Genomic DNA, 24,858 nt, shown 5'->3' on the forward strand with positions numbered 1-24,858 from the left:
GTCAAGCAATTAGGAAATACACCATATTTTTCTTTAAGTTAGCTTTTTAAAACCATATATACTATAATGATCAGTATATTATAATTATAGACTTAATCTTATTTTCCTAAACAAAAAAGCACAATAGAATTTGTGCTTTTTTCATAATTTACATCTATTTTTTTTCTTGTTTTTCCTTTGAAGTGTCATTCTTATCTTGAGTTAAAGCTTTTGCTAAAGGTAGTTCATACTTCTCTCTTACTTTATTTTCAATTTCTAGTGCGACTTGCGGATTATCAATGAGATATTGTTTAGAGTTTTCTCTACCTTGACCTAGTCTTATATCACCGTATGAAAACCAAGCTCCACTTTTTTGAACTATACTATTATCAACACCAGAATCTAATATATTCCCTGCTCTTGAAATACCTTTTCCATACATAATATCAAATTCTGCTTGTTTAAATGGGGGAGCTACTTTATTTTTAACTATTTTTACTCTGGTCCTGTTACCAAGTATCTCGTCTCCTTGTTTTATAGAATCTATTCTTCTAACATCCATTCTCACAGAAGAATAGAATTTCAAAGCTCTTCCTCCAGGAGTTGTTTCAGGATTTCCAAACATTATACCAACTTTTTCTCTTAATTGGTTTATAAATATAGCTACACAATTTGATTTTCTTATTGCACCTGCAAGTTTTCTTAAAGCCTGAGACATTAATCTTGCTTGAAGTCCCACATGTGAGTCACCCATTTCACCTTCTATTTCAGCCTTTGGAACTAGGGCTGCTACAGAGTCCACTACAATTACATCAACAGCTCCTGAACGAACTAAAGCTTCTGCTATTTCTAAAGCTTGCTCTCCTGTATCTGGTTGAGACACAATCAAGTCATCTGATTTTACTCCAAGTGCTTTAGCATATACGGGATCTAATGCATGTTCAGCATCTATAAAAGCTGCAACTCCTCCACTTTTTTGAGTCTCAGCAACTATATGTAATGCTACTGTAGTTTTTCCTGAGGATTCTGGTCCATATATCTCTATGATCCTCCCCCTTGGAACTCCACCTATGCCAAGAGCTATATCTAAGCTTAAGCTACCTGTGGAAACTACATCTATATCTAAGTCTGTCTTTTCACCTAATTTCATTACGGAACCTTTACCAAACTGTTTCTCAATTTGCCCCATTGCCGCTTCTAACGCTTTTAACTTTTCATTATCCATATTAATACCCTTTCGGGTTCACCATCCTTTCATGCTCGAACATTTGTTCTAAACATATTATAACCTAGTTCTTTAATATAGTCAACATGTATTAATAAAAAGTTCCTATTTTTTATATTATAGGAACTTTTTTCTTATTTAAATTATTTACATTTATTTTAAATTTAAACATCTATTTGTTAACTTTAACAACACTTTTGTTTTTTCTGAAATAATCTACTCCAGATAATATCGTTATTACCACTGCTAATAACATAGAAATTTGAGTTAGTACATCTAGTAGTGGTGTTTTATAAGTTAGATTAACTAAGGCTAATATAATCGCTATTATCTGAATAACAGTTTTTATTTTTCCCCACCAGCTGGCTGCAATAACTATCCCCTCAGAAGCAGCTATAGTTCTAAGTCCTGATACTGCAAATTCACGAGCTATAATAATTACAGCTACATATGAATGTATAACGTGAAATTCTACTAAGGAAATTAAAGCAGAAGTAACTAAGAGTTTATCCGCAAGAGGATCCATAAATTTGCCAAAAGTAGTTATTTGATTCCTACTTCTAGCTATATAACCATCTAACTTATCCGTAAGTGATGCTAATATAAATATTACTGTAGCTATAACAGTCCCATATGGAATAGCTTTAATAGCTATGAACATTAAAAATAAAGGAATTAAAAAAATTCTGAGTATAGTAAGTTTATTTGCTAGATTCATTCAATACAACTCCTATTAAATCATATTCTAAGGCTTCTGTAATTTCAACCTTAACAAACTCACCTAAGTTTAGGTTTTTATTACTTTGAAAAATGATTTCTCCATCAATTTCTGGAGCCATTTCATATGTTCTTCCGTAATATGATTCCCCATTAAACCTTTCTACTATTACATTATATACCTTTCCTAATTTATTTTCATTAATTTTTTTAGAAATGTTTTGTTGAATAAGCATAATTTCTGCTTCTCTTATTTCTTTCATTTCTTCACTTATTTGGTTTTCCATATGATACGCTGCTGTATCTTCTTCTCTAGAGTATTTAAATACTCCTAGTTTATCAAACATTATTTCTTCTACAAACTCCTTTAGCTCTGAAAAATCTTGTTCTGTCTCACCTGGAAAACCTACAATTAATGAGGTTCTAAGTATTATATCAGGTATATTTTTTCTTAATTTGTTTATATTATCTTTAATTATTTTTTTTCTTCCTTTTCTTCTCATAGCTTTTAAAATATTATCTGAAATATGCTGAATCGGTATATCTAAGTATTTACAAACTTTTTTATTTACCTTTATTTCTTCTATAAGTTCATCTGTTATTTCTTCTGCATAACAGTACAAAATTCTAATCCATTCTATACCTTCTATTTCTGATAGCTTTCTTAAAAGAACTGGAAGTTTTTTTTCTTTATATATATCTACACCATATCTTGTAGTATCTTGAGCTACTAATATTAATTCATGTACCCCACTTTTAGCTAAATTTTCTGCTTCTTTTAATATATTTTCCATAGTCCTACTTCTATATTTTCCTCTTATTTTAGGAATAGCGCAATAAGAACAAACATTATCACAACCCTCAGAAATCCTTATATAAGCTGTTCCACTTTTAGTTGTTATTATCCTTTCCCCCTCATTTATATTAGAGTCACTATAATTACAGAGATAAACTTTTTCTTTATTTAGGGCCTTTTCTATTATTTCATCTAAATGCTTATAATCATTTACTCCTAAAATACCATCTAACTCTGGCATAAGTTCTAATAACTCTTTTCCATACCTTTGAGTTAAACATCCCGTTGCAAGTAGTATTTTACATTTTTTTTGCTTATAACTTGCCATTTCTAAAATCGTATCAATAGATTCTTGTTTAGATGATTCTATAAAACCACATGTATTTACAATTATAATGTCGGCTTCTTCTGGATTAATGGCTATTTCATAACTTTTACTTAAACTTGCAAGAGCTATTTCACCATCAATTCTATTTTTGTCACATCCTAAATTAATAAATCCAAACTTTAATTTTTCCAATTATGTTCCTCCTAAAGTAATGTAAATTTAGTCCACATAGTTTAATTCGTTTTGTGTTATTAATACGTCTCTTGGTTTGCTTCCATTTCTTCCGGAAATAATTCCTCTTTCTTCCATGCTATCAATAATTCTTGCTGCCCTATTATAACCTATTTTAAATTTTCTTTGCAACATAGAAGTAGATGCATAACCATTTTCAACAACAAAATTTATAGCCTCATTTAATAGGTCATCTACATCTTCTTTATTTTCATCTTCTGATTTTGTTTCTGAAGCTGAATGAATTTGTTCTATTATATCCTCATCATACTCAACTTCATCGATTTGATTTTTTATGAAATTAACTATCTCCTCTACTTCCTTTTCTGAAATAAATGCTCCTTGGATCCTAAGAGGTTTAGATTCTCCTACAGGATAAAAAAGCATGTCTCCTTTTCCAAGTAGCTTTTCTGCACCAGATGTATCTAATATAGTTCTTGAATCTATTTGACTAGATACTGCAAAAGAAATTCTTGAAGGTATATTAGCTTTTATCATTCCTGTAATGACATCTACAGAAGGTCTTTGAGTTGCAATTACAAGATGCATTCCAGCTGCTCTAGCCATCTGAGCTAATCTTGCTATGTAATCTTCAACATCCTTAGGACAAACCATCATTAAATCTGCAAGCTCATCTATTATTATTACAATATACGGTAATTTTTCTTCTTCTGATAGGCTTCCTATCATTTGATTATAACCCTCTATGTTTCTAACTCCATTCTCTGCAAAAAGATTATATCTTCTAGTCATCTCATTTACAGCCCAGTTTAGAGCTCCAGCTGCTTTTTTAGGTTCTGTAACTACAGGAATTAGAAGATGAGGTATGCCATTATATATACTCAATTCTACTACTTTTGGATCTACTAAAAGTAAGTTAACTTCTTTTGGTGAATATTTGTAAAGGAGGCTTACTATTAAAGTATTAATGCATACACTTTTACCAGATCCCGTTGCCCCAGCTACCAATAAATGTGGCATTTTTGATAGATCTGCTACCACAGAATTTCCTCCAATATCTTTCCCTAAGGCAAAAGAAATTGATTTGTTTGAGTTTATGTATTCCTTTGATTCAATTATTTCTTTTAAAAATACGGCTGTCAAATCTTGATTTGGAACTTCAATTCCAATAGCAGCCTTCCCTGGTATAGGTGCTTCTATACGAATACCTGGTGCAGCTAGGTTTAAAGCTATATCATCAGCTAAGTTTACTATTTTACTTACCTTTACACCGGTCTCAGGCTGTATTTCAAATCGTGTTACAGATGGTCCTTTTGTAACTTGAGTAACTTTTGCATTAACACCAAAACTAGCTAATGTGTCTTGAAGTTTGGTTGCATTACTGAGCAGTTCTTTTTTATCACCTTTTTTTCCCTTTAAAGATATATTTTCTTTTAGCAATCTTAAAGGTGGAGTTACATAATCTATTGAGTCTTTCTTTATTGCATAATTTTTTTCTATTTGAGATGATACATCATCCTCTTTTTCTTTTGCGATTATATCTGTATCTTCCTTACTACCCTCTTTACTAGGGTCATCATATGAATTGGTGGTTTTTAGAAAATCCATGACTTTAATTTTATTTGTACATTCTGCATCTACAGCTATACTTGGTTCTATATCACCTATATTGTCTATTGTATCATCTACAATTTTTATTTTATCTTTTTTAGATTTTTTTTCTTTGCGTATATTTAAGATACTATCTTTTTTATTGCAGATAGTTTTTTTAAAATTAAAAATGCCCTCTCCTATAGAAACATCAAATAACATAATAAAAGTTACTATATAAGTACAAATAAAAATAATATATGAACCAAGTTTTCCTATAAGAGCTTTAAGTGGCCAAACTATAAGATATCCTAAAATTCCACCATGTAAAATATCTTTAGAATCATAAAAGCTAATTAAAACTTCAAATAAGTTTCCACGGCTAGAAGAATTATAATTAATCATTTGGATTAACAGAATAGTATTTATAATTCCTAAAATAATAAAATAAAACTTTTCATTAAATTGTATTTTTCCTTTCTTAATTATAAAACAATTTCCAATGAAAATTAAAATAAATGGTAATACATATGCACCTAGTCCAAAAAAACAAAATAAGATGTTTCTTATAAGTTTCCCCACTATTCCTGGAGATGAACTATCAAAGAAAATAGAACATAAACTAAATAGTATAAGAATTCCTATAGTAATTAATATTATTCCCTTTACTTCTTTATTACCACTTGTTTTTTTAGTTCTTGCCAAAAAAAATCACCTCCATTTTTATTATTTCTACACTAATGATATATTTCCTTTAAAAAAGAATCATAGTTTAACTATGATTCTTTTTTACTAGTTCATTTAGTTTTTCTAAAGCTTCCTTAATTCCACCCACTTCATCAATAAGCCCATAGTCTACTGCTTGTTTTCCAATTAATATAGTTCCCATATCATTTAAAAGGTCCTTAGTCTCTAACATTAACTTATTTAAAGACTCCTTTTTAATATTTGATGTTCTAACTATAAAGTCTGAAATTCTTTCTTGCATTTTATTAAAGTATTCAAAGGTTTGTGGTACACCTATAACTAGACCATTCATTCTTATAGGATGAATTATCATAGTTGCAGAAGGAGAAATAAATGAATATGAAGCAGCAGTAGCAAGTGGAACTCCTATAGAATGTCCTCCACCAATAACAAGGGAAACTGTAGGTTTACTCAAACTTCTAATCATCTCTGATATAGCAAGCCCAGCCTCAACATCTCCGCCTACTGTATTTAATACTGTCAAAATACCTTTTACATTATTATCTCTTTCCATAGATATGAGTAATGGAATTATATGCTCATACTTAGTGGTTTTAGTTTGAGGATTTTGTGCCATATGTCCTTCTATTTGACCTATTATTGGTACTACTTGAATACTATCATCTACCTTTGAAATATTAGTTAATCCCAATTCTTTAATATTTTCTCGCATATCTTCGCCTTGAGTTTCTTCTTCTTTTGAACTATTTCTTAAATCTATCATGTATATTCCTCCTAACTCAAAATTAGTGTTTGCTTTAAGAGGATTTTTATACAAAAGGTATTATAATTTAAACTCTTCATGCAGAGATTTTATTGCATTCTTAACATCATCTTCTCTCACTAGGCACCATATAGTCATGTGAGAATCTGCAGTTTGAAGTACTTCAACTTTTTTTCTTGTAAGTGCTGTTAATATTCTTGCCATAACTCCAGGTTTTCCCTTCATGCCTGAACCTATTATAGAAATTTTACTACATCTGTCTATAATTTCATATTGAAGTTTAAAGTTATTTATTATACTCTCTGTTTTATCTTTATATTCTTGATCCACTGTAAATATCTTCTCTTTTGGAAATACATTTATAAGATCTAAACTTATATTATTTTCAGCGAAAGTGTCAAATAGTTTAAAATAATTTTCATTACAACATTTAACTCTAAATTGGGTCCTTCCATTAATATTAGTTATACCTGTTACAACCTTATTTAAATCAGGTTGATAGAAATCTCCAATTAAGGTTCCTTCGCTTTCACTCATTGTATTTTTTATTAAAAGTGGTATTCCATTTTTCTTAGCTATTTCTACCGCACGAGGATGAATAACTTTTGCACCCTGTTCTGCAAACTGGAATATTTCTTCATAGTTTATTTCCTTTATTAAAGAGGCTTCAGGAACTATTCTAGGGTCAGTTGTCATAATACCATCAACATCTGTATATATAACTACCTTATCGGCTTTTAATGCAGCCCCAAGTAAAGCTGCAGTTACATCACTTCCGCCTCTACCTATTGTAGTTATAAAACCATCTTTAGTTATACCTTGAAATCCAGCTACTACTGGAATTTTTCCATCTTTAATAATATCTAAAATTTTATTTTTATCAACATCTAATATATTAGCATTATTATAATTATTATCTGTTATGATTCCGGCTTGTCCTCCTGATAGGGGTAACGCTTCAATTCCTACATTAAAAAGTTCATTACACATAACTACCGTGCTAATTATTTCGCCACAACTCATTATAGTATCTAATGCTTGTAAATTTTTATTTTTAAATTCTTTGGTTATTAGCGATATTAGAGTATCTGTTGCATAGGGTGATCCTATTCTCCCCATTGCAGATACTACTACTATAGGAATATATCCTTCTTTTATTGCACCTTTTATTTTTTCTACAGTTTTTTTTCTTCTAACCTCGGTAGATACGGAGGTTCCTCCAAACTTTTGTATAATTAGCTTCATTATATCACCTACTATTTACTTATTGTATTCTCGCTCCATGTCAATTATTATAGTTTTTGATCCTATTTTTTTTACACAATCCCATGATACCTCAAAAAAATCATTTTTAGAAAAAAGACTAAAACTATTCTTAGAATTGTTTAATAATAATAATTTTAAATTGCCTTCCTCATCTATTGCAACATCATTATTCCCCAAAAAACTATATTTATCACCATCATTTATATTAATTATTTCATATCTCTCCATTTCACTAAAAAATTTATTATTATCCATAATATACTCCTCCTTATTATATTCTTTAAATTTTATGAATTAAAAAGGCGGAGTATACCTTTGTATATTATATATTATATATTTTCTATTTTAAATGGAAGAGATTTTTTTACTTTTTCATAATCTTTACTCAAAAATGCACCATTAATAATTCCTTTTCTAAAAGTCTCATTTAGAACCTTATCTATTACTACAGAGTTAATTCCATCTATTTTATTTAGTATATCCTCTGGAGTTTTTATTTCATTTAAAATCAAACATGACTTTCCATTGCTAAACATCCTATTAGTGGTACTTTCTAGTGCTAATATATAATTACCCTTTAATTGTTCCTTTGCTTTTTTTAATTTACTCTCAGATAGATTTTCTTTTGAAAATTCATAAAGTTCCTTTTCAATTTCTTTGTAAGCTTCTTTTATATACTCTGAATTTAAGGCAGTATATATATTTACAACACCTGTATTTATTAGAGAAGAACTATATCCATATATCGTATAACACAAACTTAACTCTTCTCTTATTTTTTGAAATAAATTTGAAGACGCTCCACCAGCAAATAAGTTTGTAAGAAGATTTAATGCATACATATCTTCGTGTCCTGTAGGAAGTCCATGGATTCCTAAACTAAAGTGGGTTTGTTCCACGTCTTTATGTCTAAATACATTGTTATTTAGTATTTTAGGTGTAGTATAATTACTCTTTTTACTTGTAGAACTCTCCCAATTGCCAAAAAATTTTTCTATTACATTATATATAGTATCTGTTTTAAAGTTACCACATATAGATATTACAGCATTCTCTGGAACATAATATTTTTTAAAATAATCTAGAATATGTTCTCTACTAAGCCTGTTTAAACTATTATAAGTACCTAAAATAGGCATTGAAATAGGATCTTCTCCCCATATAGCTACATTATGTATATCAGATAATACTTCCTCTGGGCTATCTTCACTCATCTTAATTTCTTCAAATATAACTTTCTTTTCTTTCTCAATATCTTCTGCATCAAATTTACTATTTAATAACATATCTGCTAAAACATCTAGACATAATTCAAGATGATTATCTAAAGCTTTTGTATAAAAGCAAGTAACTTCTTTACTTGTAAAAGCATTTATTTGACCACCGATATCTTCTATGGTTTCGACTATTTCCTTGGATGTTCTATTATATGTCCCCTTAAAGAGCATATGTTCTATAAAATGAGATACACCACTATTTGTGATATTTTCATTTCTTGAACCATTTTCTATCCATAATCCAATACTTATAGATTTTACATAACTTATATTTTCTAATACTACTCGTAGGCCATTTTTTAAAGTAATAACTTCATACATAAAATCACCTCTAAGATATTCTAATATTTATTTATGATAAAAATAAAAAGGCATTTTTATTATGCCCTTCTAAATTATAATTATTATATTTTACTTTTCTTCAGGATTTTCCATAGCATCTTTTCTTGAAAGATTTATTCTTCCCTGACTATCAATTTCCACTACTTTAACTAGGATTTCATCTCCTACAGATACTATGTCTTCAACTTTATTTACTCTTTTATTGTCAAGCTTAGATATATGAACTAAGCCTTCCTTATTAGGAAGTATTTCTACAAAAGCTCCAAAAGCAGCTATTTTAATAACTTTTCCTAAATAAACTTCTCCTTGCTTAACATCCTTTGTTATGGTTTCAATGATTTTGAAAGCTTTGTTTGCAGCTTCCATATCGCTTGACATTATAACAATTGTACCATCATCGTTAGTATCAATAGTAACATTTGTTTCAGCTATAATTTTTTTAATTGTTTTTCCGCCTGCTCCAATAACATCTCTTATTTTTTCAGGATCAACCTTCATAGTTAACATTCTTGGTGCATATGGTGAAAGTTCATTCCTAGCTTCTGGTATACATTCTTTAATCTTTTCTAAAATGTGTAGCCTAGCTTTTTTTGCTCCATAAATAGCATCATGAATAACTTTTTCTGATAATCCCTCTATCTTAGTGTCTACCTGTATTGAAGTTATACCCTCTTCTGTTCCCGCCACTTTAAAATCCATATCACCAAAGAAATCTTCCAAGCCTTGAATATCTGTTAAGACTTTTTCTTCTGTTAAATCTTCGTTAGTTATAAGTCCCATAGCTATACCAGCTGCTGGTCTTTTAATTGGTACACCTGCATCTAATAATGCTAAAGTACTTCCACAAACACTAGCTTGAGATGTAGATCCATTTGAACTTAAAACTTCAGATACTAATCTAATTGTATAAGGAAATTCTTCTTCTGATGGAATTAGAGGCTCTAATGCTCTTTCAGCTAAAGCTCCATGCCCTATTTCCCTTCTTCCTGGACCTCTTAATGGTCTAACCTCTCCAACGCTATAAGCTGGGAAGTTATAGTGATGCATGTACCTTTTAGAACTTTCTTCTCCAAGTCCATCAATTATCTGAACATCTCCTAAGGCACCTAAAGTTGCTACTGTCATAACTTGAGTTAGGCCTCTTCTAAATAAGCCAGTTCCGTGAGTACGTGGTAATATTTTAACGTCGCATTCTATTTGCCTAATTTCATTAAAGCTCCTACCATCTGGTCTTCTATTATCATTTAAAAGCATATTTCTAACAACTTCTTTTTGAATCCTATATGTGATTTCACCTATATCAGAAGAATTTTCATCATATCTCTCTGCAAAATATTCTTGTATTTTAACCTTCACTTCATCCATAGCAAGATTTCTCTGATCTTTATCAGTAATATACATTGCTTCTTTAATTATATCAAAAGCAAAGTCTCTAACTTCTTTTTCTATATCTTCAGATGGAGAATATAGAGAAGGTTGTAATTTTTCTTTACCAAATAACTTCATTGCTTCCTTTTGAAATTTAACTATTTCTTGACAATGTTTAAATCCAAAGTTTATTGCAGCTATCATAGTTTCTTCGTCTACTTCATTAGCACCTGCTTCTATCATCATTACTCTTTTCTCTGTGGCACTAACTACTAAATGAAGTTCACTCTTTTCTCTTTGCTCTGTTGTTGGATTTAATATAAACTCTCCGTCAATTAAACCTACAAGCACATTTCCTACTGGAATTGTAAATGGTAGGGATGACAAGCAAAGTGCTGTTGACGCACCATTCATAGCTAATATTTCTGGTGAATTATCCTGTTCTACAGATAAAACAGTACATACTACTTGAACATCGTTTCTATACCCCTTTGGGAAAAGTGGCCTAATTGGTCTGTCAATTGCTCTTGCACTTAAAATTGCCTTCTCAGAAGGTCTTCCTTCCCTTTTTATAAAACCACCTGGGATTTTTCCAACAGCATAGAGTCTTTCCTCATATTCTACACTAAGAGGAAAGAAATCAATACCTTCCCTTGGTTCCTTAGATCCATTTACGTTTACCATTATAACTGTGTCACCATAACTTATAAAAACAGCAGAATCAGATAGCATTCCTACTCTTCCAGATTCTACTTTAAGTTTTCTACCACCTAAATCCACTTCATGTATATGACTCATTGGCATACCTCCAAAAAACAAAATATATTATTATCTTATCTAATAAATTAAATTTAATTCCTTTTAAAAATTTTTTTTAAAATAATAGAGCGGCTAAGCCGCTCTATTATTTTTATTTTCTTAAACCTAATTTTCCGATTATTGCACGGTATCTTTCAACATCTTGTTTCATAAGATAGTTTAAGAAACCTCTTCTTTGACCAACCATCATTAAAAGACCTCTTCTTGAGTGAAAATCTTTTTTATGAGATTTTAGATGCTCATTTAAATGATTAATTCTGTGAGTTAAAAGTGCAATTTGAACTTCTGGAGAACCTGTATCTCCTTCATGTTTACCGAATTGTTTAATTATTTGTTCTTTAGTTGCCTTATCCATTAAAAACACCTCCAAAAAATATCCCCTTAATCCAAGAAACCGTTGGCAAATCGTTAATCTTAGTATAAGGTTCACAACAATTATAGCAAATAAACATTTAATTGTAAATTATTTTATTTTTTTATTTACTTATAAACATAATTTTCTTTTTTCAGCATAAACTTTATCCTTCTTTAGAACTTCAATAAGTTCATTTAAGGAATCAAATTTTTCTTCATCTCTTATTCGTTCTAAAAAATATACTATAACATCTTCACCATATATTTCTTTATTGAAATCTAATATATATGTCTCAATACTCAAAACTTTACCATTTACTGTAGGATTATATCCTACATCAGTAATTCCCTTAAATATTCTATTGCTATATTTTACTGCTGTATAATATACACCTGTTTTAGGTAATATCTTGTTTTGGTTAAATCTTAGGTTTATAGTTGGAAATCCTAACTTTCTTCCAAGTTTTTTTCCTTCTACTACTGTTCCTTCTATGGCGAATGGTCTACTTAGAAGAATTCTAGCTCTATCTACTTTACCATTACTAATTAAGTTTCTAATATTAGTGCTACTAATTAAGTTTCCCTCATATTCTATAGGTTCACATATGAAAACTTGAAAATTATATTTTTTACTCAAAATCTTTAAAAGCTCTATATTTCCTTCATTTTTGTACCCAAATTTATAGTTAAAGCCTACTACTATACCTTTAACATTGTAACATTTAACTAATTTTTCAACGAATTCTTTTGCTTTTATTTTCATATACTCTTTACTAAATTGGACAAAGTTCAATATATCTATACCCTCTTGCCTTAATATTTCAACTTTTTCCTCATTATTTTGGATAAGCTTAGGCATTTTATCCTTATTTATAATACTCATAGGATGATTTTTAAAAGTATATATCATGCTCTTACAATTATTTTCTCTTGCCAATTTTACCGTTTTTCTAACGAGGTTTAAGTGCCCTCTATGTATTCCATCAAAACTCCCTAAGGCAATATAAGTAAACTCTGAAAGCTTTTCTTTAAAGTTATCTTCTATAATTCTCATTATACTACCCCTATTTCTTAAAATAAACTTTCCAATTTAAAATAATCTTTTTCACGATTACCTAATCCTAAAAACAGTCTATTAATATTATACACCCTGTATAAACCATTTTCCATAATTTTAGAAGTTAACCTTTTATCTTTTATTGGTACTCCATTTATAAATAATTTTTCAAAATAAGTATCTAACTCAACTTTACTAAAATTTTCAAAGATATTTTCTATAGGTATAATATTTTTATTTATAGTATCCAAATCTATCTGTTGCAACTCTATAGCACTATTTAAGTTAAAGTTTCCAGAAGATACTCTTCTTAAATTATATATGTGAGCTCCACAGCCTAGGTTTTCTCCTATATCATAGGCAAGACTTCTTATATATGTACCTTTTGAGCAATTAACCTTAATTTCTATAAAAGGAAGATTTATATCTACTATTTCTAAACTGTATATTTCTACCTCTCTTTTTTTAACTTCAAATTCAACCCCTGCCCTAGCTAGCTCATACATCTTTTTACCATTTAATTTTAAAGCTGAATACTTAGGTGGAGTTTGAAGTATATTTCCTTTAAAGGAATTCAAAACTTTTATAATATCTTGTACTGAAGAATTTATAGGTCTAATGAGTTCTATTTTACCTTCTTTGTCATAAGTATCTGTAGTTTCTCCTAATTTAATTTGCGCGATATATTCCTTATCGTCTTTTATTAAATAGTTTACTGCTTTGGTAGCTTTTCCAATACATATAGGTAAGACCCCTGTAGCTAAGGGGTCTAAAGTACCAGTATGGCCTATTTTTTTTAAGCCTGTAATTTTTTTTAGTTTATTCACAACACCAAAAGATGTAATTCCCTTAGGTTTATCTATTATAATTATTCCACTAACGTTATTCATTATAGTATCTCCCTATCTTATATAATAACTCTGTTTTCACTTCTAAGGCAGGAGAATTTGATATAAAGCCTGCAGCTCTTGTATGACCTCCACCATTATAGCTTTCAGCTATAAGACGTACATCAATAATATTTTTTGATCTCAAGCTCACTTTTGTGCCATCCTCTTTTTCTTTTAATAAAACAACTACTTCTACAGTATCTATTTTCATACCAAAAGTTAGAAGATCTGATGTATCTCCCTCTTCTAAATCAAGTTGATCAAAATAATCTTTTTTAACATATATAAAAGCTACTTTTCCATTAGGAGATAACTCCATATCATCAATCACTTTTCCATACAATTTTATTCTATTAAAACTCTTATTGTCAAATATTATCCTATGGATGTTTGAAAAATCTATGCCTGTTCTTATAAGATCAGCTACTATGTTATGAGTAGTGCTTGTAGTAGAAGAATGTCTAAAGGAACCTGTATCCGTTAGTATTGAAGTATATAAACAAGTTGCTATATTCTTATCTAGCTCTACGCCTGAATTTTTCATTAAAGTGTATATGATTTCTGCAACAGCGGATGCTTCAGTGTTTATATAATTAAGTTTTCCATAATTCTCATTTGATTTATGATGATCTATATTTAGTATACTATACTCTGGACTATAGAAATCCAAATCTGCATTTATTCTTTCAATATTACCACAATCTAAAACAATAATACATTCCGTTCCCTTTAATGGCACTGTAACTTTTCCTGTAATTTCTTCTGAATAAGGTAAAAACCTAAAATTATCTGGTATTCTTTCCTTGCATATAATATAAGATTCCTTGTTTAATTTTCTAAGGATTTGTAAAAGAGCTAAAGAACTCCCTAAGGAATCACCATCTGGGGATGTATGAAACGTGATTCCTATTTTATTAGGGTTCTTTATATAATCAACTACTTTACTTATCATTTACTTTTCCTTAGTATCCATCTTTTTAAGAATTGAGTCTATATGCATACCATATTCTAAGCTTTTATCGTTTTCAATAATTATTTCAGGAATGTGCCTTATCTTCAAATTACGACTAAGTTCTGTTCTTATAAATCCAGAAGATTTTTTTAATACATCTAAAGATTTTTTCTCAGTATCTTCATCTCCAAATATACTAACATAAACTTTTGCATAGCTTAAATCTTTTGTAACATCTACATTCGTCACACTTATCAATCCTGAAAGTCTAGGATCCTTAATTCTGTTTTGGATAATATCACTTACATGTTTTTTTATTTCTTCATTTAATCTTCCACTTCTATATTTAGCCATAATACCACTCCTTTATAAACTTTGTGGCTTTATTTCTTCCATTGTGAAAGCTTCAATTATATCCCCATCTTTTAGATCATTGAATTTTTCTACACCAATTCCACACTCATATCCAGTATTAACTTCTTTAACGTCATCCTTAAATCTCTTTAAAGATGTTAATGTAGATTCAAAAATTACTATACCATCTCTAATTACTCTAACTCCACTATTTCTTGTAATCTTTCCATTTAAAACGTAGCATCCTGCTATAGTTCCTACATTAGAAATTTTATATATTTGTCTTACTTGTGCACTTCCTAAAACAACTTCTTTATATTCTGGGTCTAGTAATCCTAACATAGCTGATTTAACATCTTCAATAGCATCGTAAATTATTCTATAAGTTTTAATGTCTACCTCATCTTTTTCTGCTAATGCTATAGCATTGCCATCTGGTCTAACATTAAATCCTAATATTATAGCGTTAGATGCTGATGCTAATATAACGTCAGTTTCAGTAATAGCACCTGCTGCACCATGGATTACTCTAACTTTTACAGAATCGGTACTTAGTTTTTCCAACGATTGAGCTAAGGCCTCTACAGAACCCTGAACATCAGCTTTAACTACTAAACTTAACTCTTTAACTTTTCCCTCTTGTATCTGGTTATACAAATCTTCAAGGGAAACCTTATGAGATTTTAAAAGCTTTTGTTCCCTTAATTTGTCTTTTCTCTTTTCAGCAGTATTTCTTGCAGTCTTTTCATCTTTCATTACAACAAACTTATCCCCTGCTTCAGGAACTTCTGAAAGTCCTAAGACTTCTGCTGCCATTGCTGGTCCTGCTGACTTAATATTTCTAGCCTTATCATTAAACATAGCTCTTATTCTACCATAAGTTGTTCCAACTACTATGGAGTCTCCCACATTTAGAGTACCATTTTGAACTATTAAAGTAGCAACTGGACCTCTACCTTTATCTAACTGTGCTTCAACTACTGTTCCTCTAGCTCTTCTATCAGGGTCAGCTTTTAACTCCAACATTTCAGAACTTAATAGTACCATTTCTAATAAGTTATCTATACCTTCTTTGGTATGTGCTGATACTGGAACACATATAGTATCTCCACCCCAGTCCTCTGTTATTAAGCCATGTTCTGTTAATTCTTGTTTAACTCTATCTATGTTAGCAGCTGGTTTATCTATTTTATTAATAGCTACAATTAAAGAAACACCTGCAGCTTTACAGTGGTTAATAGCTTCTACAGTCTGAGGCATAATACCATCATCTGCTGCAACTACTAATATTACTATGTCCGTAAGTTGTGCACCTCTAGCTCTCATTGCTGTAAACGCTTCATGCCCAGGTGTATCCAGGAAAGTAATTTTTTCACCATTTAGTTCTACTGTATATGCACCTATATGTTGAGTAATACCACCAGCTTCTGTATCTGTTACTTTCGTTTGTTTTATAGCATCTAATAGGGATGTCTTTCCATGGTCAACGTGACCCATTACAGTTACAATTGGAGGTCTCTTTACTAACTCTTCATCTTCCTTATCTGAAAGTGCTAAAAGAGAGTCATTCTCCTCTTCTAGAACATCATTTCTATTAATAACTTCAATAACAGCATTAAATTTCTCTGCTACTTTTTTTGCTGTAGGCACATCAATTTCTTGATTTATGGCAGCCATTACACCAGATAACATAAGTTGCTTTATTACATCTGTTACAGACTTATTAATCTTTTCTGAAAATTCCTTAACAGTTATGGTTTCTGCCATTTCAATTACTTTAATATCTTCTAAATCTTCTTTTGCATTAGTCATTTCTTCGTTAGATTCGTCTTTTGCATTTTTCTTGATTTTTTTCTTCTTGATATTTTTTAATGTATTTTCGTCTTCTAACTTTTCATAGTGATCGACTACTTCTGATTCGGTTTTTTCTGTTTTTTTATCTTCAAAAAGCTCCATTAATAACTCAGCATCTTCGTCATCGATTACACTCATGTGGTTTTTAACTTTAATATCAAACTCTTCCATTAAAATATTTATTAACTCTTTACTTGATATATCCAAATCTTTAGCTAGTTCATAAATTCTTACTTTTGCCAAACTATTCACCCCCGAATTACTTAATCTTTAATATATAAAGATTTAAGACTAGTACTAAAGGAACTATCTGTAATTCCTAGCACTTTTATATTACTATTTCCTAAAAACTCTCCTATATCATCTAAAGGAGCGTTTTCAATTAAATAAAACTCTTTTTTAAGAGCATAATTTTTAAATTTTCTTTGTGAGTTTATTGATAACTCTTTAGAAATAAAAACAAGAAAAACTTTTTTATTTTTTATAGCATTCTCAACTCTATTATATCCTTCTGTCAAAGCACCAGCTTTTTTAGCTATTCTAAGAAGGTTATAAAACTTTTCATTATTCTTCATTATTTATTTGATTCCTTAACTTAAGATAAATTTCTTCTTGTATATTATGTGATAAATTCCTTTCTAATCTTCTTGTTTTAAAGGCTTTATCTAAACACTCTATACTTTGACAGATGTATGCCCCTCTTCCAGGTGCTTTTCCTACAAGGTCTATGGAAATATCCCCATCTTTACTTTTAACAATTCTAATCAACTTTTTCTTAGGTTTCATCTCCATGCAACCTACACACATTCTTTCTGGAACTTTTTTAATTTTCATATAGACTCACTCCTAATTTAGATTTTATTCTTCCTCTATTAGGATCTCTTCTACGTTATCTACTTGAGATTTACTTTTTATATCTATCTTCCATCCTGTAAGTCTTGCAGCTAATCTAACATTTTGGCCTTCTTTTCCAATAGCCAAAGAGAGCTGACTATCATCAACTATTATTTTAGCTGATTTAGATTCTTCACTCTCGATTATTACTTTTAAAACCTTAGCTGGGCTTAAAGCATTTGCAATAAATATTGTAGGGTCACTATTCCATTGTATAATATCAATTTTCTCATCATTTAATTCGTCCACAATATTTTGAACTCTAATCCCTTTTGGCCCTACGCAAGCACCCATTGGATCTACATTTTCATCCTTAGAGAAAACTGCAACTTTGCTTCTTGAACCTGCTTCCCTAGAAATGCCTTTAATTTCAACAATGCCTTCAAATATTTCTGGAACTTCAAGTTCAAATAGCCTTTTTACAAGCCCAGGGTGAGTTCTTGATATAACTACCTGTGGTCCTTTTGTAGTTTTTTTAACCTCTACGATATAAAGTTTAATTTTTTGATTAAAGTCATATTTTTCTGTTGGAATTTGTTCATTAGGTCCTAAAATAGCTTCTAGCTTTCCAAGGTGAATAAATACATTTCCCTTATCTTTTCTTAATACAGTACCAGTAATAATATCAAATTCCTTTTCCAATAATTCTTCATATACTACATTTCTTTCAGCTTCTTTTATTCTTTGTACAACAACTTGCTTTGCTGATTGAGCTGCCACTCTTCCAAACTCCCTTGGAGTGACTTCTATGTCTATTACATCGCCTTCTTCATATCTTGGGTCAATTTCCTTGGCATCTTCAAGTTCTATTTCATTTATTTCATCCCAAAGTCCATCTATAACTTTTTTCTGTGCATAAACATGAATATCACCCAAAACTCTGTCTATTGTAACTTTAACATTTTGACTATTATTTGTGTATTTTGAATAATTCTTTTTATAAGCTGATACAAGGGCATCTTCTATTGCAGTAAATAAAAAGTCTTCACTAATGCCTTTATCCTTTACAATTTCTTTAAGCGCAGCTATAAATTCTTCATTCATTTTAATACTCCCCTTTTAAAGTAATACTGATGATGTTATTTCTATTTAAAGAAATTTCTTCTTCTTTTAAAACTATCATAACACTTTCTGAGTTAAATCCCTTTAGGATACCCTCTAATATTTTTTTACCTTGTATTAAATTTCTTAATTTTACATTAACTGTAGAATTTAAATATCTATTTAAATGTTCTTCTGTATGTAATACTCTATCTAGTCCTGGTGAAGAAATTTCTAGATAATAAAACCCTGGAATAGGATCCTCTATATCTAAAGCGTCACTTACAACTTTATTAATTTTCACACAATCATCAAGAGTAATACCATTATTATTATCTATATAAACTCTTAAGTAATCTTCTCCACCCTCTTTTACAAATTCAAGATGATAAAGCTCATACCCTTCATTTATTACCAATGGCTTTATAACTTCTGTTAATTTAGCTATTAAAGTCTCATTCATTTTCATCCCTCCTTGTGTTTAGCTTTTACCTAAATAAAAAAAATATTTATTATAATTAAAACGCAACATACGCTGCGTTTAATTAAATAGAAAGAGCGGGCATAAACCCACTCTTTAAAATGTGACAAAAGTTATACAAAATTACTAATACTTATATTATCACATTATACTCTATTTCGCAAGTTCTTTATATAATTCCAATTTCTTCGGTGAAAAAAGAAAGTTGATTTGTATCAGGTAATCCTCTTAAGCATCCGTGTTTATCCAGTGCCTCAATTACAGTTTTTGTGACTTTTGCTCTATTTCTCAAGTCTTCCTTAGAAATAAATTCACCATTTACTCTAGCTTCTTCTATACTCTTAGCTGCATTTTTACCTACACCTTGAAGTGCACTAAGCGGAAGTCTGATACTATCATCTTCTAGTATAAATTTAACTGAACTTGATTTGTATATATCACAAGGTAAAAACTTTATGCCCCTTTGAAACATTTCATGACATATTTCAAGAGTTGTAAGAAGACCTTTGTCTTTTACACTTATATTATTACCCTGCTCATATAGTTCACCCATTTTATTTATGATAGCATCGTCACCTCTTATTACAAGGTCACCATCAAAATCATCACCTCTAACAGTAAAATACGAAGCATAATAAGCTCTAGGGTAGTGAACTTTAAAATAAGCGATTCTAATTGCCATCATAACATAGGCAACAGCATGACCTTTAGGGAACATATATTTTATCTTCTTACAAGATTCAATATACCAACTAGGTACTTTATGCTCCTTCATTATATTTTCATGTTCTTCAGTAAGACCTCTTCCTTTTCTTACCTTTTCCATTATAGTAAATGCTATTTTGGGAGGAAGTCCTTTATATATTAAATAAACCATTATGTCGTCTCTGGTTGCTATACAATCTCTTAATGTAGTGTATCCTTCCTTAATAAAATATTGAGCATTGTTAAGCCAAACATCAGTACCATGAGATAGTCCTGATATTCTCACTAAATCAGAAAAAGTCTCTGGCTTTGTATCTAGGAGCATTTGACGTACAAACTTTGTGCCAAATTCCGGTAGACCATATGTTCCAACTTCGCAACCTAATTGTTCCTTAGTAATCCCTAGCGCATCTGTACAAGTAAACAGACTTAGCACAGCCTCATCATCTAAAGGTACGGTTTTAGGATCTAATCCTGTTATATCTTTTAACATCCTAAGAACTGTTGGGTCATCATGGCCAAGTATATCTAATTTCAAAAGTCTACCACTTATTGAATGATAGTCAAAATGTGTAGTTATAATATCTGATTGAGAGTCATCAGCTGGATGTTGTATGGGGCAGAAGTTAAATATTTCATTATCGCTAGGAACAACCATAATACCGCCTGGATGTTGCCCTGTAGTCCTTTTAACTCCAGTGCATCCCTCTGTTAGCCTCTCTATCTCGGCATTAGGTACATTTATTCCTCTTTCATCTAAATATTTTTTTACAAACCCATAGGCAGTTTTATCTGCAATAGTTCCTATTGTTCCTGCCTTAAAAGTATGTCCTTCACCGAAAAGTACCTCTGTGTATTTATGAATCTCTCCCTGGTTATCTCCTGAAAAATTAAGGTCTATATCAGGTTCCTTGTCTCCTTCAAATCCTAAGAAAGTTTCAAAGGGTATATCAAAACCATCTCTATAAAACAATTCACCACATTTAGGACAATTTTTATCTTCCATATCCACTCCTGATCCTACAGAGCCATCCAATATAAATTCACTATACTTACATTTTGGACATACATAATGTGGTGGAAGACCATTTACTTCTGTAATATTACACATAGTGGCTACAAATGAAGAACCTACAGATCCCCTAGACCCTACTAAGTACCCATCCTCCACTGATTTTGCAACTAATTTATGTGCAATTAAATATAATACTGCATATCCATTATTTATAATTGAGTTAAGCTCTTTATCCAATCTTTTTTGGACTACTTCCGGTAACGGATTCCCATATATAGAATAAGCTTTGTCTAATGTCATTTTCTTTATATCTTCTTCAGCACCATCAATCTTAGGTGTATACGTTTCTTCTGGTATGGGTTTAACTTCTTCTATCATATCAGCAATTAAATTAGTATTTTTAATTACAACTTCTCTTGAAATATCATCCCCTAAATAAGAAAACTCTTTTAACATTTCTTCTGTAGTCTTAAAATAAAGAGGTGGTTGATTATCTGCATCACTAAATCCTTGTCCAGCCATTAAAATTCTTCTAAACACCTCATCTTGAGGATCTAAAAAGTGTACATCTCCTGTTGCAACTACTGGTAGATTAGCTTTTTTGCCTATATTGTAAATTCTTTTATTTATATTTCTTAACTCTTCTTCATCTTTTACTCTACCACTATCAACTAAAAATTTATTATTTCCTATAGGTTGTATTTCTAAATAATCATAGAAAGATAAGGTTTCTTTTAATTCATCGTAGGTTTTTCCCATTAAAACCTCTTTAAATACTTGACCTGCTTCACAAGCTGATCCTATAATCAAACCTTCCCTATATTGTTCAATTAAGCTTTTAGGTATACGTGGTTTTTTATAAAAATGATCCAGATTAGAAAAAGAAATCAATTTATATAAATTTTTAATTCCTATCTGATTTTTACAAAGAATTATAAGATGAGAGGTAAATGCTGATTTTATATTAAAGTTCCCTAAAAATTCTTTATTTAAATCTCCCATTTTTAGTATGTTAAGTTCTTTCAATTTTTCAAAAGATTTTATTAAAATCTCACCAGTAGCTCTTGCATCATCCACAGCTCTATGGTGATTTTCTAGAGAAATATTAAGATGTTTTGCTACAACATTTAACTTATATCTTTTTAATTCTGGATATAGAAATTTACTTAAAGGTATAGTATCCATAATTGGATTATTAAAATCCATATTTAAATCCCTACAATTTTTTCGTATGAATGAGGTATCAAAGGTGGAATTATGTGCAACTACTACTGAATCACCTAAAAAATGCATAAATTTAGGTAAAACAATACTTATATCATCTTTATCTATTACCATATCATTTGTAATGCCTGTAAGTTCTGTGATGTTATATGGTATGGATTTATTGGGATTTACAAATTCATTAAATGAATCTATTATTACCCCATCTTTTATTTTTACTGCACCAATTTCAATAATCTTATCATTTTCACTAGAAAATCCTGTAGTTTCAATATCAAAAACTACAAATTCATCTTCTATAGTAGTATCTTCTCCACCTAATATTATAGATTCACCATCATCTACAAAATAAGCTTCTACTCCGTAAATAACCTTTATTTTATTCTTTTTACCAGCCTCCATGGCGTCTGGAAATGCTTGAGCCACTCCATGATCTGTGATAGCCACGGCCTTATGTCCCCATTTAGCTGCCCTTTCTACTAATTTTTTCGCGGAAGTTATTCCATCCATAGAACTCATATTAGTATGTAAGTGTAACTCAACTCTCTTTTCATCACATAAATCTAACTTTTCAATTTTATCTAGCTTTGTTATATGATGGGCAAAAATGATATTTTCATTAATAAACTTATCGTAAGTAACATCCCCTTTGATTTTATAGTGACAACCTTTCTTTAATTCTTCTGTTAATTTTTCTACCGCATTTTGATTTGGAAAACATTTTAATGTAATGGAGCTAGTATAATCTGTAATGTTAAATATAAAGAAAGTTTTTCCTGTTTTAGTTTCCTTTATTTCTAACTTAAACAAATCTCCTTCTATACACGCTTTTCCCAAATCTAGATTTATATCTTTAATAGGTATAGGTTCTTCAATAATATTTTTGCCTAAAACTTGGTTACTATTTTCTTTAATAGAATTATTGTATTCCTTTTTCCTGTGATCCTTTTTAGTATTATTTTCATATTTATTATTTGAAACTATTTGATTACTTAAAACATTTTTTATTATTCCAAAGTTCTCTTTTTCCTTTTCTTCAAAATAATTTATGTCTTTTAGTTCATCTATATAATCTATAATTACATTACATCTAACATCAAAAATTTCATAAATACGATCAGAAACTAATTTTTCTATATTCTTTTCTTTTAAAAATTTACATACAAAACTATTGCCATAATAGATACTTAATGTATCTTCTTTTATAACCCTTTTAGAATTTAAAAGACATTCTTTAAAAAGGGGCATTTTATCTGATATATTTTCAACTAATTCTATCCAATATTCGTTACAAATATCTTGTAATTTTATATCAGAAATATCTTTATAAAATATAAGTTCAATTTCATCGAAACACTTAAAAAAGTCTTTTAATATTATCTTTATGTCTTCTTGTAAGGAAACTCCAAGAGCATTTTTACCTTTTAAAATTAAACTAATTTTATTTAAAGTTTTATAATACTGTACCTTTAGAAATCTAAAATCTTTAAGTTTTAAAAACTCTTCTTCTTTTAATTTTTCCTTAAGCACCTGTAGTATTACATCCATTTTAAAGCTCCTTATAAATATATTTTTGAAGAAAGAATGGCCATGAAACCATAGCCATTATTCCTCAAAGTTATTTACTTCCTTTATAAGTTCTTCAATTAAATCTTCTTCCTTAACCCTTCTAATAATAATACCTTTTTTAAAGATTAAGCCTTCACCATTACCACCTGCTATACCTATATCAGCATCTCTAGCTTCACCAGGCCCATTAACGGCACACCCCATAACAGCAACTTTTATGTTTTTATTTATGCCTGCAAGTCTTTTTTCCGCTTCCTCAGCAATTTTGATTAAATTTATTTGTGTTCTTCCACAAGTAGGACAAGAAACAAATTTTATTCCATCTTCAATATATCCTAAAGACTTCAGAATCTCCCTTCCTACTTTAACCTCTTCTTTCACATCACCTGTTAAGGAGATTCTTAATGTATCTCCAATTCCATCAGCAAGCAATGTTCCCATACCTATAGAAGATTTTATTGTACCAGAGAATATAGTTCCTGCCTCTGTTACACCTAAATGTAATGGGTAATCTACTTGTTTTGAAAGTAACCTATATCCTTGTATAGTTTTAAATACATCAGAAGATTTTATTGAAATAACTATATTATCAAAGTTGTATTTTTGTAAAATCTCAACATTTCTTAGAGCACTTTCTACTAATGCCTCTGCTGTGGGACTACCATATTTCTGTAAAAGCTCTTTTTCTAAAGAACCAGAATTTACTCCAATTCTTATAGGTATATTTCTATCCTTTGCAGCCATTATAACTTCTCTAATTCTTTCTTCACTACCAATATTCCCTGGATTTATTCTAACTGCAGAAACACCATTTTCTATTACCTTTAAAGCTAATCTATAATCAAAGTGAATATCTGCTACAACTGGTATATTTACAGACTTTACAATATCTTTTATCGCTTCTGCTGCTATTTTATCAGGAATAGCACATCTTACAATATCACATTTAACGCTTTCTAATTCTTTTATTTGATTAACAGTTTTTAAAACATCACGAGTATCTGTATTAGTCATAGACTGAACAGCTACTTTATTATTACCACCTATCTTTATGTTCCCTACTTTAACTTCTCTTGTTTTTCTTCTATCTATCATAAA

At 30.0% G+C, this 24,858-nt stretch carries 21 protein-coding genes; all 21 read right to left on the minus strand.

What is annotated here, in order from left to right; all coding sequences use genetic code 11:
- Nucleotides 1-154: 154 nt before the first annotated feature.
- The 21 genes from recA to ispG all read right to left on the minus strand — a co-directional run bounded on the left by recA (nt 155) and on the right by ispG (nt 24,852).
- On the minus strand, nt 155-1,204 hold the full coding sequence (gene recA / locus FGL08_RS06815; protein ID WP_138210067.1) for a recombinase RecA: 1,050 nt from the start codon (nt 1,202-1,204) through the stop codon (nt 155-157).
- Between the two features lie 172 nt (nt 1,205-1,376).
- Nucleotides 1,377-1,922: a CDP-diacylglycerol--glycerol-3-phosphate 3-phosphatidyltransferase gene (pgsA, locus tag FGL08_RS06820; protein WP_138210068.1), complete on the minus strand. Its 546-nt coding sequence runs from the start codon at nt 1,920-1,922 to the stop codon at nt 1,377-1,379.
- Nucleotides 1,906-3,237, minus strand: coding sequence for a 30S ribosomal protein S12 methylthiotransferase RimO (rimO, locus tag FGL08_RS06825; protein ID WP_138210069.1), 1,332 nt, complete (start codon nt 3,235-3,237; stop codon nt 1,906-1,908). The genes pgsA and rimO overlap by 17 nt, the downstream gene beginning before the upstream one ends.
- 27 nt (nt 3,238-3,264) lie before the next feature.
- A complete protein-coding gene (locus FGL08_RS06830) occupies nt 3,265-5,532 on the minus strand; it encodes an FtsK/SpoIIIE family DNA translocase (protein WP_138210070.1) in 2,268 nt (755 codons plus the stop codon).
- Nucleotides 5,533-5,599: 67 nt separating this feature from the next.
- On the minus strand, nt 5,600-6,298 hold the full coding sequence (locus tag FGL08_RS06835) for a ClpP family protease (protein ID WP_138210071.1): 699 nt from the start codon (nt 6,296-6,298) through the stop codon (nt 5,600-5,602).
- 60 nt (nt 6,299-6,358) lie between these two features.
- Nucleotides 6,359-7,543 carry an aspartate kinase gene (gene dapG / locus FGL08_RS06840; RefSeq protein WP_138210072.1) on the minus strand — a complete coding sequence of 395 codons (1,185 nt, stop codon included), beginning with the start codon at nt 7,541-7,543 and terminating at the stop codon, nt 6,359-6,361.
- A gap of 15 nt (nt 7,544-7,558) precedes the next feature.
- Nucleotides 7,559-7,819 carry a YlmC/YmxH family sporulation protein gene (locus FGL08_RS06845; RefSeq protein WP_415578690.1) on the minus strand — a complete coding sequence of 87 codons (261 nt, stop codon included), beginning with the start codon at nt 7,817-7,819 and terminating at the stop codon, nt 7,559-7,561.
- Between the two features lie 74 nt (nt 7,820-7,893).
- Entirely contained in the window at nt 7,894-9,162 is a 1,269-nt protein-coding gene (locus tag FGL08_RS06850) for a M16 family metallopeptidase (RefSeq protein ID WP_138210074.1), read from the minus strand.
- A gap of 90 nt (nt 9,163-9,252) precedes the next feature.
- Complete coding sequence (locus FGL08_RS06855; protein ID WP_138210075.1) at nt 9,253-11,349, minus strand: polyribonucleotide nucleotidyltransferase; 2,097 nt, start codon at nt 11,347-11,349, stop codon at nt 9,253-9,255.
- Between the two features lie 112 nt (nt 11,350-11,461).
- A complete protein-coding gene (gene rpsO / locus FGL08_RS06860; RefSeq protein WP_138210076.1) occupies nt 11,462-11,725 on the minus strand; it encodes a 30S ribosomal protein S15 in 264 nt (87 codons plus the stop codon).
- Nucleotides 11,726-11,854: 129 nt separating this feature from the next.
- On the minus strand, nt 11,855-12,778 hold the full coding sequence (locus tag FGL08_RS06865) for a bifunctional riboflavin kinase/FAD synthetase (protein ID WP_138210077.1): 924 nt from the start codon (nt 12,776-12,778) through the stop codon (nt 11,855-11,857).
- Nucleotides 12,779-12,795: 17 nt separating this feature from the next.
- Nucleotides 12,796-13,671 (minus strand): tRNA pseudouridine(55) synthase TruB, encoded by an 876-nt coding sequence (gene truB / locus FGL08_RS06870; RefSeq protein ID WP_138210078.1) that lies wholly within the window; start codon nt 13,669-13,671, stop codon nt 12,796-12,798.
- Nucleotides 13,664-14,623 (minus strand): DHH family phosphoesterase, encoded by a 960-nt coding sequence (locus FGL08_RS06875; protein ID WP_138210079.1) that lies wholly within the window; start codon nt 14,621-14,623, stop codon nt 13,664-13,666. The genes truB and FGL08_RS06875 overlap by 8 nt, the downstream gene beginning before the upstream one ends.
- On the minus strand, nt 14,624-14,977 hold the full coding sequence (gene rbfA, locus FGL08_RS06880) for a 30S ribosome-binding factor RbfA (RefSeq protein WP_138210080.1): 354 nt from the start codon (nt 14,975-14,977) through the stop codon (nt 14,624-14,626).
- Nucleotides 14,978-14,989: 12 nt separating this feature from the next.
- Nucleotides 14,990-17,074 carry a translation initiation factor IF-2 gene (gene infB / locus FGL08_RS06885; RefSeq protein ID WP_138210081.1) on the minus strand — a complete coding sequence of 695 codons (2,085 nt, stop codon included), beginning with the start codon at nt 17,072-17,074 and terminating at the stop codon, nt 14,990-14,992.
- A 20-nt stretch (nt 17,075-17,094) separates the two neighbouring features.
- Nucleotides 17,095-17,406 carry a ribosomal L7Ae/L30e/S12e/Gadd45 family protein gene (locus FGL08_RS06890; RefSeq protein ID WP_138210082.1) on the minus strand — a complete coding sequence of 104 codons (312 nt, stop codon included), beginning with the start codon at nt 17,404-17,406 and terminating at the stop codon, nt 17,095-17,097.
- Nucleotides 17,396-17,665 carry an RNase P modulator RnpM gene (gene rnpM / locus FGL08_RS06895; RefSeq protein ID WP_138210083.1) on the minus strand — a complete coding sequence of 90 codons (270 nt, stop codon included), beginning with the start codon at nt 17,663-17,665 and terminating at the stop codon, nt 17,396-17,398. The genes FGL08_RS06890 and rnpM overlap by 11 nt, the downstream gene beginning before the upstream one ends.
- Before the next feature lie 24 nt (nt 17,666-17,689).
- Nucleotides 17,690-18,769 (minus strand): transcription termination factor NusA, encoded by a 1,080-nt coding sequence (gene nusA / locus FGL08_RS06900; protein ID WP_138210084.1) that lies wholly within the window; start codon nt 18,767-18,769, stop codon nt 17,690-17,692.
- 1 nt (nt 18,770) lies between these two features.
- A complete protein-coding gene (gene rimP / locus FGL08_RS06905) occupies nt 18,771-19,229 on the minus strand; it encodes a ribosome maturation factor RimP (RefSeq protein ID WP_138210085.1) in 459 nt (152 codons plus the stop codon).
- A 187-nt stretch (nt 19,230-19,416) separates the two neighbouring features.
- Nucleotides 19,417-23,739, minus strand: coding sequence for a PolC-type DNA polymerase III (locus tag FGL08_RS06910; protein ID WP_138210086.1), 4,323 nt, complete (start codon nt 23,737-23,739; stop codon nt 19,417-19,419).
- 57 nt (nt 23,740-23,796) lie between these two features.
- Nucleotides 23,797-24,852 (minus strand): flavodoxin-dependent (E)-4-hydroxy-3-methylbut-2-enyl-diphosphate synthase, encoded by a 1,056-nt coding sequence (ispG, locus tag FGL08_RS06915; protein WP_138211292.1) that lies wholly within the window; start codon nt 24,850-24,852, stop codon nt 23,797-23,799.
- Nucleotides 24,853-24,858 lie beyond the last annotated feature (6 nt).

The sequence above is a fragment of the Hathewaya histolytica genome, assembly GCF_901482605.1.
In the GTDB taxonomy this organism is placed as follows: Bacteria; Bacillota; Clostridia; order Clostridiales; family Clostridiaceae; genus Hathewaya; species Hathewaya histolytica.